This window comes from Roseivivax sp. GX 12232 (assembly GCF_021272185.1).
Lineage (GTDB): Bacteria > Pseudomonadota > Alphaproteobacteria > Rhodobacterales > Rhodobacteraceae > Roseivivax.
Map to the genome: position 1 here is coordinate 93,705 of NZ_JAJSEC010000010.1, position 13,826 is coordinate 107,530.

The following is a 13,826-nucleotide window of genomic DNA, read 5'->3' on the forward strand; positions in this document are numbered from 1 at the left end:
GCGCGCAGCTCAGAGGTCAGTAGCGCCGGCCCCCGGTCCGGCGCGCGCCCTCTGGTGGGATGTGTTGAGAGGTGCAGGGCGTGGCGGTTGTTCAGATTGCGCTTTGGCACTTGGGTCGCACGCGTTTGACGTTGGGGGGGACCATCCCGCTGTCGTCGAACCGCTTGCCGCATCTGGGTTTTTGCGGGACCCGGCTCTCAGCTCTCAGCTCTCAGCTCTCAGCTCTCAGCTCTCAGCTCTCAGCTCTCAGCCCTCAGCCCTCAGCCCTCAGCCCTCAGCCCTCAGCCCTCAGCCCTCAGCCCTCAGCCCTCAGCCCTCAGCCCTCAGCCCTCAGCCCTCAGCCCTCAGCCCTCAGCCCTCAGCCCAAGCCGCGCACACAAACCCCTCACTCCACCCGCGCCTCCGCCCTCCGGCGGGGCTCGTATTTGTCCCCGATCACCCGGCGCACATCCGACCAGCGTAGCCGCTCCCAGGCGGGGCCGTCGGAGATGAAGCCCTGCGCGACCAGCGCCTGGCGCAGCTCTTCCATGTGGATCACTCCGAGGTCGTGGCGCTTTTTGAAGCCGCCCTTCTTCTTCAGGATGCGCTGCAGACGGGCGATCTCGATCAGCTCGATCCCGCAGAAACTCCGCAGGTGCCGGGCGATCATCTCGGTGGCGCCGGATTGGCGGCGCAGGATCATGCCGACGCGCTGGTCGGGGCGGCCGACGAAGCCGAAGAGATGCAGCGCCGAGCCCTCGGCGGCGAGCACCTGGCGGGCGGCCTTGTAGCGCGCCACCTGGGTCGGCAGGTCGTGGTCCTGGGGGTGGAAGATCTCGTAGCCCTCGGCTTCCAGGTGCGCTTCGAGCCGGCTCTCGCCGATCAGCCCGCCCTTGGAGAGCCCGAGCTTCGAGCGCGAGATGTAGAGCCGCTCGGGGCCTTCCGCGGGCACGTCGCGGCCGAACTCCGCCATGAAGGCGCGGAAGGCGGGCGTGCCCGAGACGATCTCGCCCAGACCGAAACCCTGGCCGGGCACGACCAGCTCCTCGACCTCGGTCGGGCTTGTGGCCACATGCACCGGCAGATCGCAGCCCGCGAGCTGCCAGAAGGCGCGCTGCCAGCCGGCGACTTCCTGGCCGCGGGCGGGCCGCTTGGGGATGTAGAGGATGCCGTCGAAGGGGCCCTGGCCGGCGTCCAGCCCCCAGAGCCGCCCGGTGCTTTCGACCAGGAAATGGCCGAAATGCACCCAGAGGACGCCGCCCCAGAGCCAGCGGCCGGGCAGCACCTCGGGCGGCGCGTCGGGTGGTCCGGCGGGGGCCTCGGGCGCCAGCGTCAGCGCCCGGTGATTGCGCCAGAAGGCGCCGGTCTCGCAATGGCTGCCGTCGGCGCGCAAGACGCCTGCGGCCTGGCGGAAGGCGCTTTCCGCGGGCGGCATGACCAGCGCGCCGCGCAAGCTCTCGATCTCCTGCGACCAGCCGCCCTCGGGCAGGGGGCGGTCCGAGGCGTCCCCGGGCACGGCCATCTCAGCCCTCCCGGATCGCGGTCCAGACCAGCCGGGTCGAGACCTCCTCGTGTTTGGCAAAGCCCGCGCGGGTCAGGATGCGCTTGCATTCGCGCATGCCCTCGCGGCCGTAGACGCCGGGGTGGAACTCGATCACCAGGGCGCGCAGGCCGGTCAGATCGGCGGCGCGCAGGAAATCGAGCTCGCCCCCCTCGATGTCGCAGAGAAGCACCGTCGGCGCCTCGGCTTCGCGCAGCGCCGCCCAGCTTTGTGTCGGCACCTCGACCGGGCGCGAGCGCCGCGCCTCGGGGGCGATCAGCGAAGAGCCGAGGTAAGAGGCATGGATGTGGAAGGTCCGGGTCTCGGGGCGGTCGGGGCCCGCGTCGACCACCGCCTGGCGCAGCTCGAGCCGATGCTCGAGCCCGTTCAGCGCATAGAGCCCGCGGATATGTTCCTGCAGCTCGGGGTTCGGCTCGAAGGCCAGGATGCGCGCGGGCGCGCGGTTGAGCGCGGTCACCGCCCCGACAAGCCCCAGCCCCGCGCCCAGTTCGATCACCCGGTCGCCGGGGCGCACGACGGCAAGCGCGCCGCGGATCTCGTCGCCCTCGTAGCGGGCGGCGGCGATCCGCTGGATGCGCGTCTCGGTCAGGAAGGGCGACTGCGGCACCTGCACCCCGTGGCAGGTGGCGGCGATGGCGATGTCTTTCATGGCGCTGCTCGGCGGCCTCCTTGTCGGGGGCGAGCCTAGCAGAGCCTGCCCCCCGCGCCCAAGTTGGCACGAAGGAGGTTAAGGCGGAATTTTTCCCCGGTGGGGAGGTTTTGCCGCGCCCCGGGCCGCCTGCGGCACCGGGGTCTCTGGACGCCGCGCGGGCAATGGTGCATACCCGGGCGCGACAGCATCCGGAGGTTCCTCGATGGGGATTCTGCAAACCCTTCTGCGGGCCGTGACGTGGTGGAACGGTCAGACCCTCAACACCCAGTTCTGGACCTGGCGCCACGGCCAGAAGGTGGGCGAGGACCAGCAGGGCAACGTCTTCTACCAGACCCGCGACGGCAAGCGCCGCTGGGTCATCTTCAACGGCGAGGCCGAGGCGACCCGCGTCGACCCCGACTGGCACGGCTGGCTGCACCACACCTTCAAGGAGCCGCCGACCGAACGCCCGCTGCCCCACAAGTCCTGGGAAAAGCCGCATATCGAGAACCTGACGGGCACGGCCCTGGCCTATGCGCCCAAGGGCTCGATCCGCCAGGCCGATCCGGCGGAACGCTCGGACTACGAGGCCTGGAGCCCCGAGTGAGCCGGGCGCTCAGGTCCGCCGTCCTGGCGCTGGCGCTGGGCGCCGCGGCGCTGCCCGGGCTGGCGCAGGACACCACGATCATCACCCCGCAGCCGCGCCCCGAGGGGGCGGAGGAGGGGCTCGAGGGTGCCGATACCGATGCCACGCCGCGCCCGCTGCCCGAGGTCGATGCCGGCCCCGCCGTGGTCAGCGGCAGCGGCGCGGTGCTGCGCACGCTCGACAAGCTGAACGGCACCACCGAGGATCTGAGCGTGCCGAGCCGCCAGGCCATGCGCACCGGCCGGATCGAGGTTGCGGTGGCCGAATGCCGCTATCCCGCCGGAGATCCCGCGCGCGACGCCTATGCCTATGTGATCGTGCGCGAGGTCGACGAGGAGCAGCCGGTCTTCGCCGGCTGGATGATCGCCTCGGCGCCCACGATCAACCCGATGGACCACGCCCGCTACGACGTCTGGGTGCTGCGCTGCGCGACGTCCTGAGGGGGTGGGCTTGGGGTGCGGGCCCTAGAGCTCTCTGTAGATGCGGGTCGAGAGGGAGGCAGGCGGGGCCTCGGCGCCAGGGCATCCATACAGACAGTTCCGCAAGCGCATTCCGTTCAAGCCATCGCTTCTTGCGCCCGAATAGCACCGAAGGTGCCGGGCGCGCGCCGGACCGGCCCCTTGGGCCGGCGCTCCTTGGGGTGGCGTGCCTAGTTCGCAGTTCGTCCTGACCTTGCCTGGATTAAGCGCCTCGCTCGGAGGTCAGAAGCGCCGGCCCCCGGTCCGGCGCGCGCCCTTTGTCGGGGCGGGTTGAGGGGGTGGTGGGCGTAGACACAGTGCGAGGTCCGCTGGACAGCTGTCCGCACCGGCGAGCTCGGCTCCGGCCAGATTGCTCCTGTCCGCTTTCGTGCGATCGTGGTGGTCGCACGGTGGGCGTCCCCCCCCCCGACCTACCCCCGCCCCGTCAGCCGCGCGACCACCTCGCGGCCCGACCCCGCGAGCGGGGTCTCGGAGAACCGGCCCTCCTCCTTCAGCGCCGCCTTCAGCCGGGCCTGGTAGGCCGTGCGGCTGATCTCCTCGGCCCCGAGCGAGGCAAGGTGATGGGTCAGGAACTGGGTGTCGAAAAGCCGGTAGCCCGCCCGCGTCAGGTGATCCACCAGCCAGGCCAGCGCCACCTTGGAGGCGTCGCGGCGGCGCGAGAACATGCTCTCGCCGCAGAAGGCCGCGCCGACGGAGACGCCGTAGACCCCGCCGACCAGCGCGCCCTCCTCCCAGACCTCGAGGCTATGCGCCTCACCGGCGGCATTCAGCGCCGAGTAGACGCGCAGGATCTCGTCGTTGATCCAGGTCTCCTCGCGGTCTGCGCAGCCGCGCATCACGCCCGCGAAATCGCGGTTCAGGCTGACCTGGAAGCGGTCCTGCCGGAGCGTCCGGGCGAGGCTCCGCGAGACATGGAAGCCATCGAGCGGGATCACCCCGCGGAACTTCGGGTCGACCCAGAAGATCTCCGGGTCGTCCCGGCTTTCGGCCATCGGGAAGACGCCGACCCGATAGGCCTGCAGGATCAGCTCGGGCGAGACGCTCACTTGTCTCCGAAGGTGGCCTCGAGCCAGTGCTCCAGCCAGTGGATGTTGTAATCCCCGCTCCGCACGTCCTCGTTCTCGAGCAGCATCCGGAACAGCGGGATGGTCGAATCGACGCCATCCACGATCAGCTCGCCCAGGGCCCGGTCGAGCCGGGCAAGCGCCTCGGCACGGTCGCGGCCGTGCACGATCAGCTTGCCGATCAGGCTGTCGTAATAGGGCGGGATCTTGTAGCCCTGATAAAGCGCGCTATCCATCCGCACGCCAAGGCCGCCCGGGGCGTGATACTGGGTGATCTTGCCCGGCGAGGGGGCGAAGTTCGGCAGTTTCTCGGCGTTGATCCGGGCCTCGATGGCATGGCCGTTGATCGTCAGGTCGTCCTGGCCGAAGGACAGCGGCATCCCGGCGGCGACGCGGATCTGTTCGCGCACCAGATCGACGCCGAAGATCGCCTCGGTCACCGGGTGTTCGACCTGCAGGCGGGTGTTCATCTCGATGAAGTAGAACTCGCCGTTTTCGTAGAGGAACTCGATGGTGCCGGCGCCGGCGTAGTTGATCTTGGCGACCGCATCGGCGCAGACCTTGCCGATCCGCGCGCGCTCTTCCTCGGAGATGATCGGGCCGGGGGCCTCTTCGAGCACCTTCTGGTGGCGGCGCTGCAGCGAGCAGTCGCGCTCGCCGAGGTGCACCGCCTGGCCCTTGCCGTCGCCAAAGACCTGGATCTCGATATGGCGCGGCGTGGTGAGGTATTTCTCGATGTAGACCTCGTCGTTGCCGAAGGCGGCCTTGCCCTCGGAGCGCGCGGTCTGGAAGGCGCGTTCCATCTCGGCGGCGGAATTGGCCACCTTCATGCCGCGGCCGCCGCCGCCGGCGGTGGCCTTGATGATCACCGGGTAGCCGATCTCCTCGCCGATCTTGCGGGCGGTCTCGAGGTCGGGCACACCACCCTCGGAGCCGGGCACGCAGGGCACGCCGAGCTCCTTCATGGTGTCCTTGGCGGTGATCTTGTCGCCCATGATGCGGATGTGCTCGGCGCGCGGACCGATGAAGGTCAGCCCGTGGTCCTCGACGATCTGCACGAAGCGGGCGTTCTCGGAGAGAAAGCCGTAGCCCGGGTGGATCGCCTGGGCGCCGGTCACCTCGCAGGCCGAGATGATCGCCGGGAAGGAGAGGTAGCTGTCGGTCGAGGAGGCCGGGCCGATGCAGATGGTCTCATCGGCCATGCGCACATGCATGGCGTCGGCATCGGCGGTGGAATGCACCGCGACCGAGGCGATGCCCATCTCGCGGCAGGCGCGCACCACGCGGAGCGCGATCTCCCCGCGGTTGGCGATCAGGATCTTGTCGAACATGCGCGGCCTCACTCGACGATGACGAGCGGGGCGCCGTATTCCACGGGCGCGCCATCCTCGACGAGGATGCGCTTGACGGTGCCCGAGGCCGGGGCGGGGATGTGGTTCATCGTCTTCATCGCCTCGACGATGATCAGCGTGTCGCCCTCGTTGACCTGGCTGCCGACCTTGATGAAGGCAGGGGAGCCGGGTTCGGGCTGCAGGTAGACCGTGCCGACCATGGGCGAGAGCACCGCGCCGGGATGGGCGGCGGGATCCTCGGGCATCTCGGGGGCCGGGGCCGGGGCGCTTTGGCCCTGCGCCGGGGCCGCGGGGGCGGCCTGGGGTGCGGCGGGCACCTGGACCTGTGCCGGCGCGGCCTGCGGCTGGGCGCGGCTCACGCGGACATTGAGACTGTCATTGTCGGCATATTCGCGCTTGACCTGCAGTTCGGTCAGATCGTTCTCGCGCAGCAGTTCCGCCAGTGCCTGGATGAAGGCAACGTCGGACTCATGGGTGTTCTTGCTCATACCGTCCTCAACGAATGCGCCTGCCGCCTGCGGCAGTCTGTCCTGTTACGTCGGGTCGCTTATAGGCCAAGCGCGGGCGAGTGAAAAGCGACGCGGCATACCTAATGGGCCCGGGCTCGATTGCTGGGCGCAGTTAGAACGCGCGGGCGGCGGGGGCAAGCGGGAAGGCGGGGGTGATCACGGGGGCGCGGGCTGTGTTTGGCCGCTCAGAGCGGCGGGGCCGCGTAGGGATCGGCGGCGCGCACCGGTTGCGAGAGGAGCTGGACCAACGAGGCATCTTGCTCGGTGGTGGGTTTCGGGGTGCTTGGGTCTTGGCGCGCAGGCGTCTCGGCGGGCCGTGCCGTCTTCTCCGGGGCCGGGGCCGCCTGCGCCTCGGCGGTCCGCGCCTTGTCCTCCTCCGCCTTGTCGGATTGCGCGCTCTCGGTCTGCGCGTTCAGCAGCGCCGCGATCCGCAGCTGCAGGATCGAGGGCGGCGCCACGTTGTCGTCGGGGTTCAGCATGAGGTCGACCGGATCGGGTTGCCCCGCGCTGAGAGGCACCGGCGCCTGCCGCCGCGTGTCCCCGCCGCCCCGTGTCTCGGTCTCGGCGCTGGCGGTTGGTCTTTCGGGCGAGCGCAGCGGTTCGACCGGCGCCTGCGCCGGTGCGAGCGGCGCCGGGGCGAAACCTGCAAAATAGGACAGCCGTGCCAGAACCATCATGACCAAGCCTCCGGATGGATACGCGCTACACAGGCCTTGCACAGGGACAGAAGCCCGAAGGTCTAACGGTTAGATTGGGGTGCGAGGTTAAATTCGAGTTAATGAATGCGTCGAAAATGTGGCGGGCGCGGGGAGGGGATGCCGGGTTTTGGCGGTGGGTTTTGGGGTGAAGAAGAGGCAGCTTTGTCTCTCTTTGGCGCCTCATCGCTGCCCTTCCGAACTCCACCCCAGCCTCTTTACCCCGCGCACCTCCTTGCGCCCGAATAGCAACGAAGGTGCCGGGCGCGCGCCGGACCGGCCCCTTGGGCCGGCGCTCCTTTGGGTGGCGCGCTTAGCTATCCCCTAGCCCTGACCTTGTCGGGATAAAGCGCATTGCCCAGAGGTCAGCAGCGCCGACCCCCGGTCCGGCGCGCGCCCTCTGTTCGGCGGGTTGATGGCGGTTGATGGCGTTGGGGGTGGGGTCACCCTCATTGGGAGATGGGAGATGGGAGATGGGAGATGGGAGATGGGAGATGGGAGATGGGAGATGGGAGATGGGAGATGGGAGATGGGAGATGGGAGATGGGAGATGGGAGATGGGAGATGGGAGATGGGAGATGGGTGATGGGTGATGGGTGATGGGTGATGGGTGATGGGTGGCGAGCGCCGGTTTGTCCCTTGCCCGGGCGGGTTCGCACCATCTCGATGGCACAGGGCACAGGGCACAGGGCACAGGGCACAGGGCACAGGGCACAGGGCACAGGGCACAGGGCACAGGGCACAGGGCACAGGGCACAGGGCACAGGGCACAGGGCACAGGGCACAGGGCACAGGGCACGCGGCTAACCGCAGCGCACTCCATCCTTAGTCGACCACGCCCGTCGTGCGGCGCACTCGACCTTTCACGCTCCGCACCACCCCCCCCTACAAAAAACACCCGGCCCAAAAGGCCGGGTGCCGCACACACCACACAGAAGCGCAGGGGGCCGCAGCCCCCCCGCCGTCACCGGTTCATCCGGTTCTCGATCAGGTCGTCCACCACCTCGGGCTCGGCCAGCGTCGAGGTGTCACCCAGCGCGCCGTAGTCGTTCTCGGCGATCTTGCGCAGGATCCGGCGCATGATCTTGCCCGAGCGGGTCTTCGGCAGGCCCGGGGCCCATTGGATCAGGTCCGGCGAGGCGATCGGGCCGATCTCCTGGCGCACCCAGTTGCGCAGCTCCTTGCGCAGATCCTCCGAGGGCGCCTCGCCCTTCATCAGGGTCACGTAGCAATAGATGCCCTGGCCCTTCACGTCGTGGGGATAGCCCACCACAGCGGCCTCGGCGACCTTGTCATGGGCCACCAGCGCCGATTCGACCTCGGCGGTGCCCATGCGGTGGCCCGAGACATTGATCACGTCGTCCACCCGGCCGGTGATCCAGTAGTCGCCGTCGGCGTCGCGGCGGCAGCCGTCACCCGAGAAGTAATACCCTTTGTACTGCTGGAAGTAGGTGTTCTCGAAGCGCTCGTGATCGCCCCAGACGGTGCGCATCTGGCCGGGCCAGCTGTCGGCGATGGCCAGGACGCCCTCGGCGGGGTTGCCCTCGACCTCCTTGCCCGATTCGGGCTCGAGCACCACCGGGCGGATGCCGAAGAAGGGCTTCATCGCCGCGCCGGGCTTGGTGGCATGGGCGCCGGGCAGGGGGGTCATCAGGTGGCCGCCGGTCTCGGTCTGCCACCAGGTGTCGACGATCGGGCAGCGGCCGCCGCCGACGACGCGGTGATACCAGTCCCAGGCCTCGGGGTTGATCGGCTCGCCCACGGTGCCGAGGATCCGCACCGAGGAAAGATCGCATTTCGTCACGAAGTCCTCGCCCTGGCCCATCAGCGCCCGGATCGCGGTCGGCGCGGTGTAGAACTGCGCGACCTGGTGCTTCTCGCAGACCTGCCAGAAGCGCGAGGCGTCGGGATAGGTCGGCACGCCCTCGAACATCAGCGTGGTCGCGCCGTTCGCGAGCGGCCCATAGATGATGTAGCTGTGGCCGGTCACCCAGCCCACGTCGGCGGTGCACCAATAGACCTCGCCGTCGTGGTAATCGAAGGTGATCTCATGCGTCAGAGCGGCGAAGGTGAGATAGCCGCCCGAGGTATGCACCACGCCCTTGGGCTGCCCGGTGGAGCCCGAGGTATAGAGGATGAAGAGCGGATCCTCGGCGTTCATCGTCTCGGGCGGGCAATCGGCCGAGGCCGCCTGCATCGCTGCGCTGGCATCCACGTCGCGGGCCTCGTCCCAGGCCACATCGCCCTTGGTGCGGCGCACCACGAGGCATTTCACGCTGGCGTCGCATTGCGCCAGGGCCTTGTCGGCATTGGCCTTGAGCGGGGTCTTCTTGCCACCGCGCGGGCCCTCGTCGGCGGTGATCACCGCCTTGGCCTGGCAGCCGTTCACGCGCTGACCCAGCGCATCGGGCGAGAAGCCGGCGAAGACCACCGAATGGATCGCGCCGATCCGCGCGCAGGCGAGCATCGCATAGGCCGCCTCGGGGATCATCGGCAGGTAGATCACCACCCGGTCGCCGCGGCCGATGCCCTGGTCCTTGAGGACATTGGCCATCCGGCAGGTCTGTTCGTGCAGCTCGCGGTAGGTGATGTGCTGGGCGTCCTCGCCCGGCTCGTCCGGCTCCCAGATGATCGCGGTCTGGTCGGCGCGGGTCTCAAGGTGACGGTCGATGCAGTTGTAGGCGACGTTCAGCTCGCCGTCCTCGAACCATTTGATCGAGACCGCGCCGTGCTGGAAGTTCACGTTCTTGATCTTGGTCGGCGTGGTGACCCAGTCGAGGCGCCGGGCCTCCTCGGCCCAGAAGGCCTCGGGCTCGGCGACGGAGCGGGCATACATCTCCTCGTAGCGCTCCGCGTCGACATGCGCCTTGGCCACCAGTTCCTCCTGCGGGGGATAGGTCTTGGCGTCGGTCATCTGTGGTCTCCTCCTCGTCTTGCTGCACCCGGGCGGCGGGTCGGACCCCGGCCCTGCGGCCCCCGGGTGCGTGATAGGAAAAAGGCCGGGGGCCAGCAGCCCCGACCTTCGTTCACGCTGTGCCGCGACCCGAGTGGGGCTCAGATCGCGAGATATTCGTGCCGGAGCTCCTCGTTCTCGAGCACCTCCGCGGCGGTACCGTCGTAGACGACGGAGCCGGTGTCGAGGATGATTGCGCGATCCGCAAGCTGCAGAGCGCGCACGGCGTTCTGTTCCACCAGGATCGTCGTCATGCCCTGGTCCTTGACGTGGCGCAGGGTCTTCTCGATCTCGTCGACGATCACCGGGGCGAGGCCCTCGTAGGGCTCGTCGAGCAGAAGCACCTTGATGTCGCGCGCCAAGGCCCGCGCGATCGAGAGCATCTGCTGTTCCCCGCCCGAGAGGGTCACGCCCTCCTGGCGGCGGCGCTCGCCGAGGCGGGGGAAGAGCTCGTAGAGCCGGTCGAGCGACCAGCCGATCGGCGGCTGGATCTGCGCCAGCTGCAGGTTCTCCTCAACGGTGAGGCCGGGGATGATGCGGCGGTCCTCGGGGACAAGGCCCAGACCGCACTGGCTGGCCTCATGGGCGCGCATCTTGTGCAGCGGCTGGTGGTCGAGCCAGATCTCGCCGCGGTGCACCTGCGGGTTGTCGAGCCGCGCGATCGAGCGCAGCGTGGTGGTCTTGCCGGCGCCGTTGCGGCCCAGGAGGGCCAGGATCTCGCCTTCGTGCACGTTGAAGGAAATCCCCTGCACGATGTAGCTCTCGCCGTAATAGGCATGCATGTCCCAGACCGAGAGGAAGGCGGGAGAGGTTTCGGCCCGGTTGGCGTTGCGGGAAAAATCGGGACGCTCGTTCATCGCTGTATCCTTTGCTCAATGCGCCGGCGCTGAGGTCTGCGCGGGGCGCGGGCCCATCAGGCCGCTTCGCCCAGGTAGGCTTCCTTCACCTTCGGATGGCCCTTGATCCGCTCGGGCGTGTCCTCGACCAGGGGCGTGCCCTGGGCCAGCACGGTGATCCGGTCGGCCAGAGAGAAGACCACATGCATGTCGTGCTCGATGATGCACATGGTGATGTCCCGCTTCTCCTTGATCTCCTTCAGCAGGGCGATGGTGTTGTTGGTGTCGGCCCGCGCCATGCCCGCCGTCGGCTCGTCCAGCAGCAGGAGCTTCGGCCGCTGGATCAGGCACATGGCCATCTCCAGCCGGCGCTTGTCGCCGCGCGACATGGAGGCCGCATGCATGTGCCGCTTGTCGAGCATCTTGACCTCGTCGAGCATCTGCTCGGCCTCGGCCAGAAGCTCGCCCTCGTCCTGGACGTTCTCGATCGCGCGCAGCTTGAAGGCGCCGTCGCGCTTGGCCAGGACCGGGATCATCATGTTCTCGAGGACCGAGAGGTCGCCGAAGATCTCGGGCGTCTGGAACACCCGGCTGATGCCCATCTGGTTGATCTCATAGGGCTTGCGGCCGAGGACCGACTGGCCCGCGAACATCACCGAGCCGGTGTCGGGGATGAGCTTGCCGACGAGGCAGTTGAGCAGTGTCGACTTGCCCGCGCCGTTCGGCCCGATGATCGCATGCACCGTGTTCTCGGCCACCGAGAGGTTCACGTCACCCAGCGCCTGGAGCCCGCCGAAGCGCTTGTTCACATCCTTGACTTCGAGGATACCCATGGATCGCGCTCCTTATTCCGCGGGGGTTTCTTGCTTGGCGCTCTCGTCCCCGGCGCCGGACTTCTTGCCGCGCCGGAAGATCGAGGCGATCCGCTGGCCGCCCTCGACGAGGCCGCCGGGCAGGAAGATCACCACCGCCATGAACATCAGGCCCAGCGTCAGGTGCCAGCCCTTGCCCACGAAGGGGTAGAAGATGGTCACGAGGAAATCCTCCATCCCGTCGGGCAGGAAGGCGAACCATTCGTGCAGGACGGTCGAATTGATCTTCGAGACGATGTTTTCCATGTACTTGATGAAGCCCGCGCCGAGCACCGGGCCGATCAGCGTGCCGGCGCCGCCGAGGATGGTCATCAGCACCACCTCGCCCGAGGCGGTCCAGAACATCCGCTCGGGGCCGACCTGGGTGTCCATGGCGACCATCAGGCCACCGGCGAGCCCTGCATACATGCCCGAGATCACGAAGGCCGCCAGGGTGTAGGGGCGCGAGTTGAGGCCGGTGTAGTTCATCCGCTGCTGGTTCGACTTCACCGCCCGCAGCATCATGCCGAAAGGCGAGCGGAAGATGCGGATCGCCAGGTAGAAGGCCACCAGCATCACCAGCGCGCAGACGTAGTAGCCGACGTTCATGGTGAACTCCCAGCCGCCGGCGCGCAGGATCGCGCTATCGCCCATCTCGAGCCCGAAGAGGTTGGCCCGGCCGATCTCGCCCTCGGCGAGGTTGGACAGGAGCGGGTCGTCGCCCGGCTTGATCTGCAGCCCGGTCTCGCCGCCGGTGATCGGGGTCAGCACCGAATAGGCCAGCGCGTAGGACATCTGCGCGAAGGCCAGCGTCAGGATCGAGAAGTAGATGCCCGAGCGGCGCAGCGAGATGTAGCCCACCACCACCGAGAAGAGCGCAGCGAAGATGATCGCCATGATGATGCCCGGGATGATGTTCAGCGACACCAGCTTCATCATCCAGATCGCCGCGTAGGAGCCGACGCCCAGGAAGGCCGCATGGCCGAAGGACAGGTAGCCCGTGAGCCCGAAGAGGATGTTGAAGCCGATCGCGAAGATCCCGAAGATCACGAAGCGCTGCATCAGGTCGGGGTAGCCCGCGTTGAACTGCGCCATAGCGCTGTCGACCGGAAAGGGGTTCAGCAGGAAGGGCGCCAGCAGGGCCAGCATCGCCACGAGCAGGAAGACCGACAGGTCCTTACCTTTGATACCGAGCATGGACTTACTCCTCCATCACGCCCTTGCGGCCCATGAGGCCACGCGGACGGGTCAGCAGAATGATGATCGCGACGAGGTAGATGACGATCTGGTTGATGCCGGGCAGCAGGTCGACCACGGCGGGCATGGAGGCGAAGCTCTCGAGGATGCCCAGCAGGAACCCCGCGAAGACCGCCCCGGGCAGCGAGCCCATGCCGCCGACCACCACCACGACGAAGCTCAGGACCAGGAAGTCCATGCCCATGTGGTAGTTCGGCGCGACAATGGGCGCATACATCACCCCCGCGAGCCCCGCCACGCAGGCGGCCATGGCGAACATCAGCGTGAAGCGCTTGTCGATGTCGATGCCCAGCAGGCCGACGGTCTCGCGGTCGGCCATGCCGGCGCGGACCACCATGCCGAAGGTGGTGAACTGCAGGAAGGCGAAGACCGCGCCGATGACCACGGCGGCGAAGAAGAAATACACCAGCCGCCAGTAGGGATACATGATGGTCAGCGGGTCGTAGCCCAGCCAGACGCCGAAATCGAAGCTGCCGGTGAAGGCCTCGGGGGCGGGGGTCTGGATCGGGTTGGCGCCGAAGAAGGCCTTGATGATCTCCTGCAGGACGATGGCGAGGCCGAAGGTCACCAGGATCTGGTCGGCATGCGGGCGCTTGTAGAAATGTTTGATCAGGCCGCGCTCCATGGCGAAACCGACGCCGATCATGACCGGGATCGAGAAGAGGATCGCCAGCGGCACCGCCCAGTCGATGATCGAGGCGCCGAGCTCGGGGCCGAAGATGTCGTGCATATAGGGCACGTCGACGGTCATCGGATTGCCGAGGAAGTCGGTCCGCGTCTCGTCCACGATCTCGTGGCTCAGGCTGATCAGCCGCGAGAAGATCACCGCGCAGAAGGCGCCCAGCATGAAAAGCGCCCCATGGGCGAAATTCACCACGCCGAGCGTGCCGAAGATCAGGGTCAGCCCGAGCGCGATCAGCGCATAGGCCGATCCCTTGTCGAGCCCGTTGAGGACTTGGACGATGAACTGATCCATGGCTGGAAGGCCCCCCGTATGGATTCTCTGAGGTCGG

The 13,826-nt window shown here is 68.0% G+C and carries 13 protein-coding genes; 2 read left to right on the plus strand and 11 right to left on the minus strand.

What is annotated here, in order from left to right:
* Positions 1-385: 385 nt before the first annotated feature.
* Both LR948_RS15950 and LR948_RS15955 read right to left on the minus strand, forming a co-directional pair.
* Positions 386-1,501, minus strand: a complete 1,116-nt coding sequence (locus LR948_RS15950; protein ID WP_232755079.1) for a glycosyltransferase 61 family protein — start codon at positions 1,499-1,501, stop codon at positions 386-388.
* 1 nt (position 1,502) lies between these two features.
* The gene (locus LR948_RS15955; protein ID WP_232755080.1) at positions 1,503-2,189 is read right to left on the minus strand and encodes an FkbM family methyltransferase; all 687 of its coding nucleotides are present in this window, start codon (positions 2,187-2,189) and stop codon (positions 1,503-1,505) included.
* 205 nt (positions 2,190-2,394) lie between these two features.
* Here LR948_RS15955 and LR948_RS15960 point away from each other — a divergent pair, with 205 nt between their 5' ends.
* The gene (locus LR948_RS15960) at positions 2,395-2,778 is read left to right on the plus strand and encodes an NADH:ubiquinone oxidoreductase subunit NDUFA12 (RefSeq protein WP_232755081.1); all 384 of its coding nucleotides are present in this window, start codon (positions 2,395-2,397) and stop codon (positions 2,776-2,778) included.
* The gene (locus tag LR948_RS19035) at positions 2,775-3,257 is read left to right on the plus strand and encodes a DUF2155 domain-containing protein (RefSeq protein WP_232755082.1); all 483 of its coding nucleotides are present in this window, start codon (positions 2,775-2,777) and stop codon (positions 3,255-3,257) included. Before LR948_RS15960 ends, LR948_RS19035 begins: the two co-directional genes overlap by 4 nt.
* 449 nt (positions 3,258-3,706) lie before the next feature.
* Here the strand turns inward: LR948_RS19035 and aat are convergent, their stop codons facing one another.
* From aat to LR948_RS16010, 9 genes are all read right to left on the minus strand, one after another.
* Positions 3,707-4,342: a leucyl/phenylalanyl-tRNA--protein transferase gene (aat, locus tag LR948_RS15970; RefSeq protein ID WP_232755083.1), complete on the minus strand. Its 636-nt coding sequence runs from the start codon at positions 4,340-4,342 to the stop codon at positions 3,707-3,709.
* The gene (accC, locus tag LR948_RS15975) at positions 4,339-5,691 is read right to left on the minus strand and encodes an acetyl-CoA carboxylase biotin carboxylase subunit (RefSeq protein WP_232755084.1); all 1,353 of its coding nucleotides are present in this window, start codon (positions 5,689-5,691) and stop codon (positions 4,339-4,341) included. The genes aat and accC overlap by 4 nt, the downstream gene beginning before the upstream one ends.
* An 8-nt stretch (positions 5,692-5,699) precedes the next feature.
* Positions 5,700-6,200, minus strand: a complete 501-nt coding sequence (accB, locus tag LR948_RS15980) for an acetyl-CoA carboxylase biotin carboxyl carrier protein (RefSeq protein WP_232755085.1) — start codon at positions 6,198-6,200, stop codon at positions 5,700-5,702.
* Between the two features lie 206 nt (positions 6,201-6,406).
* On the minus strand, positions 6,407-6,898 hold the full coding sequence (locus LR948_RS15985) for a hypothetical protein (RefSeq protein ID WP_232755086.1): 492 nt from the start codon (positions 6,896-6,898) through the stop codon (positions 6,407-6,409).
* 982 nt (positions 6,899-7,880) lie between these two features.
* Positions 7,881-9,830: an acetate--CoA ligase gene (gene acs / locus LR948_RS15990; RefSeq protein ID WP_232755087.1), complete on the minus strand. Its 1,950-nt coding sequence runs from the start codon at positions 9,828-9,830 to the stop codon at positions 7,881-7,883.
* Between the two features lie 140 nt (positions 9,831-9,970).
* Positions 9,971-10,726 carry an ABC transporter ATP-binding protein gene (locus tag LR948_RS15995; RefSeq protein WP_232755088.1) on the minus strand — a complete coding sequence of 252 codons (756 nt, stop codon included), beginning with the start codon at positions 10,724-10,726 and terminating at the stop codon, positions 9,971-9,973.
* 56 nt (positions 10,727-10,782) lie between these two features.
* Positions 10,783-11,538: an ABC transporter ATP-binding protein gene (locus tag LR948_RS16000; protein WP_232755089.1), complete on the minus strand. Its 756-nt coding sequence runs from the start codon at positions 11,536-11,538 to the stop codon at positions 10,783-10,785.
* A gap of 12 nt (positions 11,539-11,550) precedes the next feature.
* Entirely contained in the window at positions 11,551-12,753 is a 1,203-nt protein-coding gene (locus tag LR948_RS16005) for a branched-chain amino acid ABC transporter permease (RefSeq protein WP_232755090.1), read from the minus strand.
* Between the two features lie 4 nt (positions 12,754-12,757).
* Positions 12,758-13,789 (minus strand): branched-chain amino acid ABC transporter permease, encoded by a 1,032-nt coding sequence (locus LR948_RS16010; protein WP_232755091.1) that lies wholly within the window; start codon positions 13,787-13,789, stop codon positions 12,758-12,760.
* Positions 13,790-13,826: the final 37 nt, after the last annotated feature.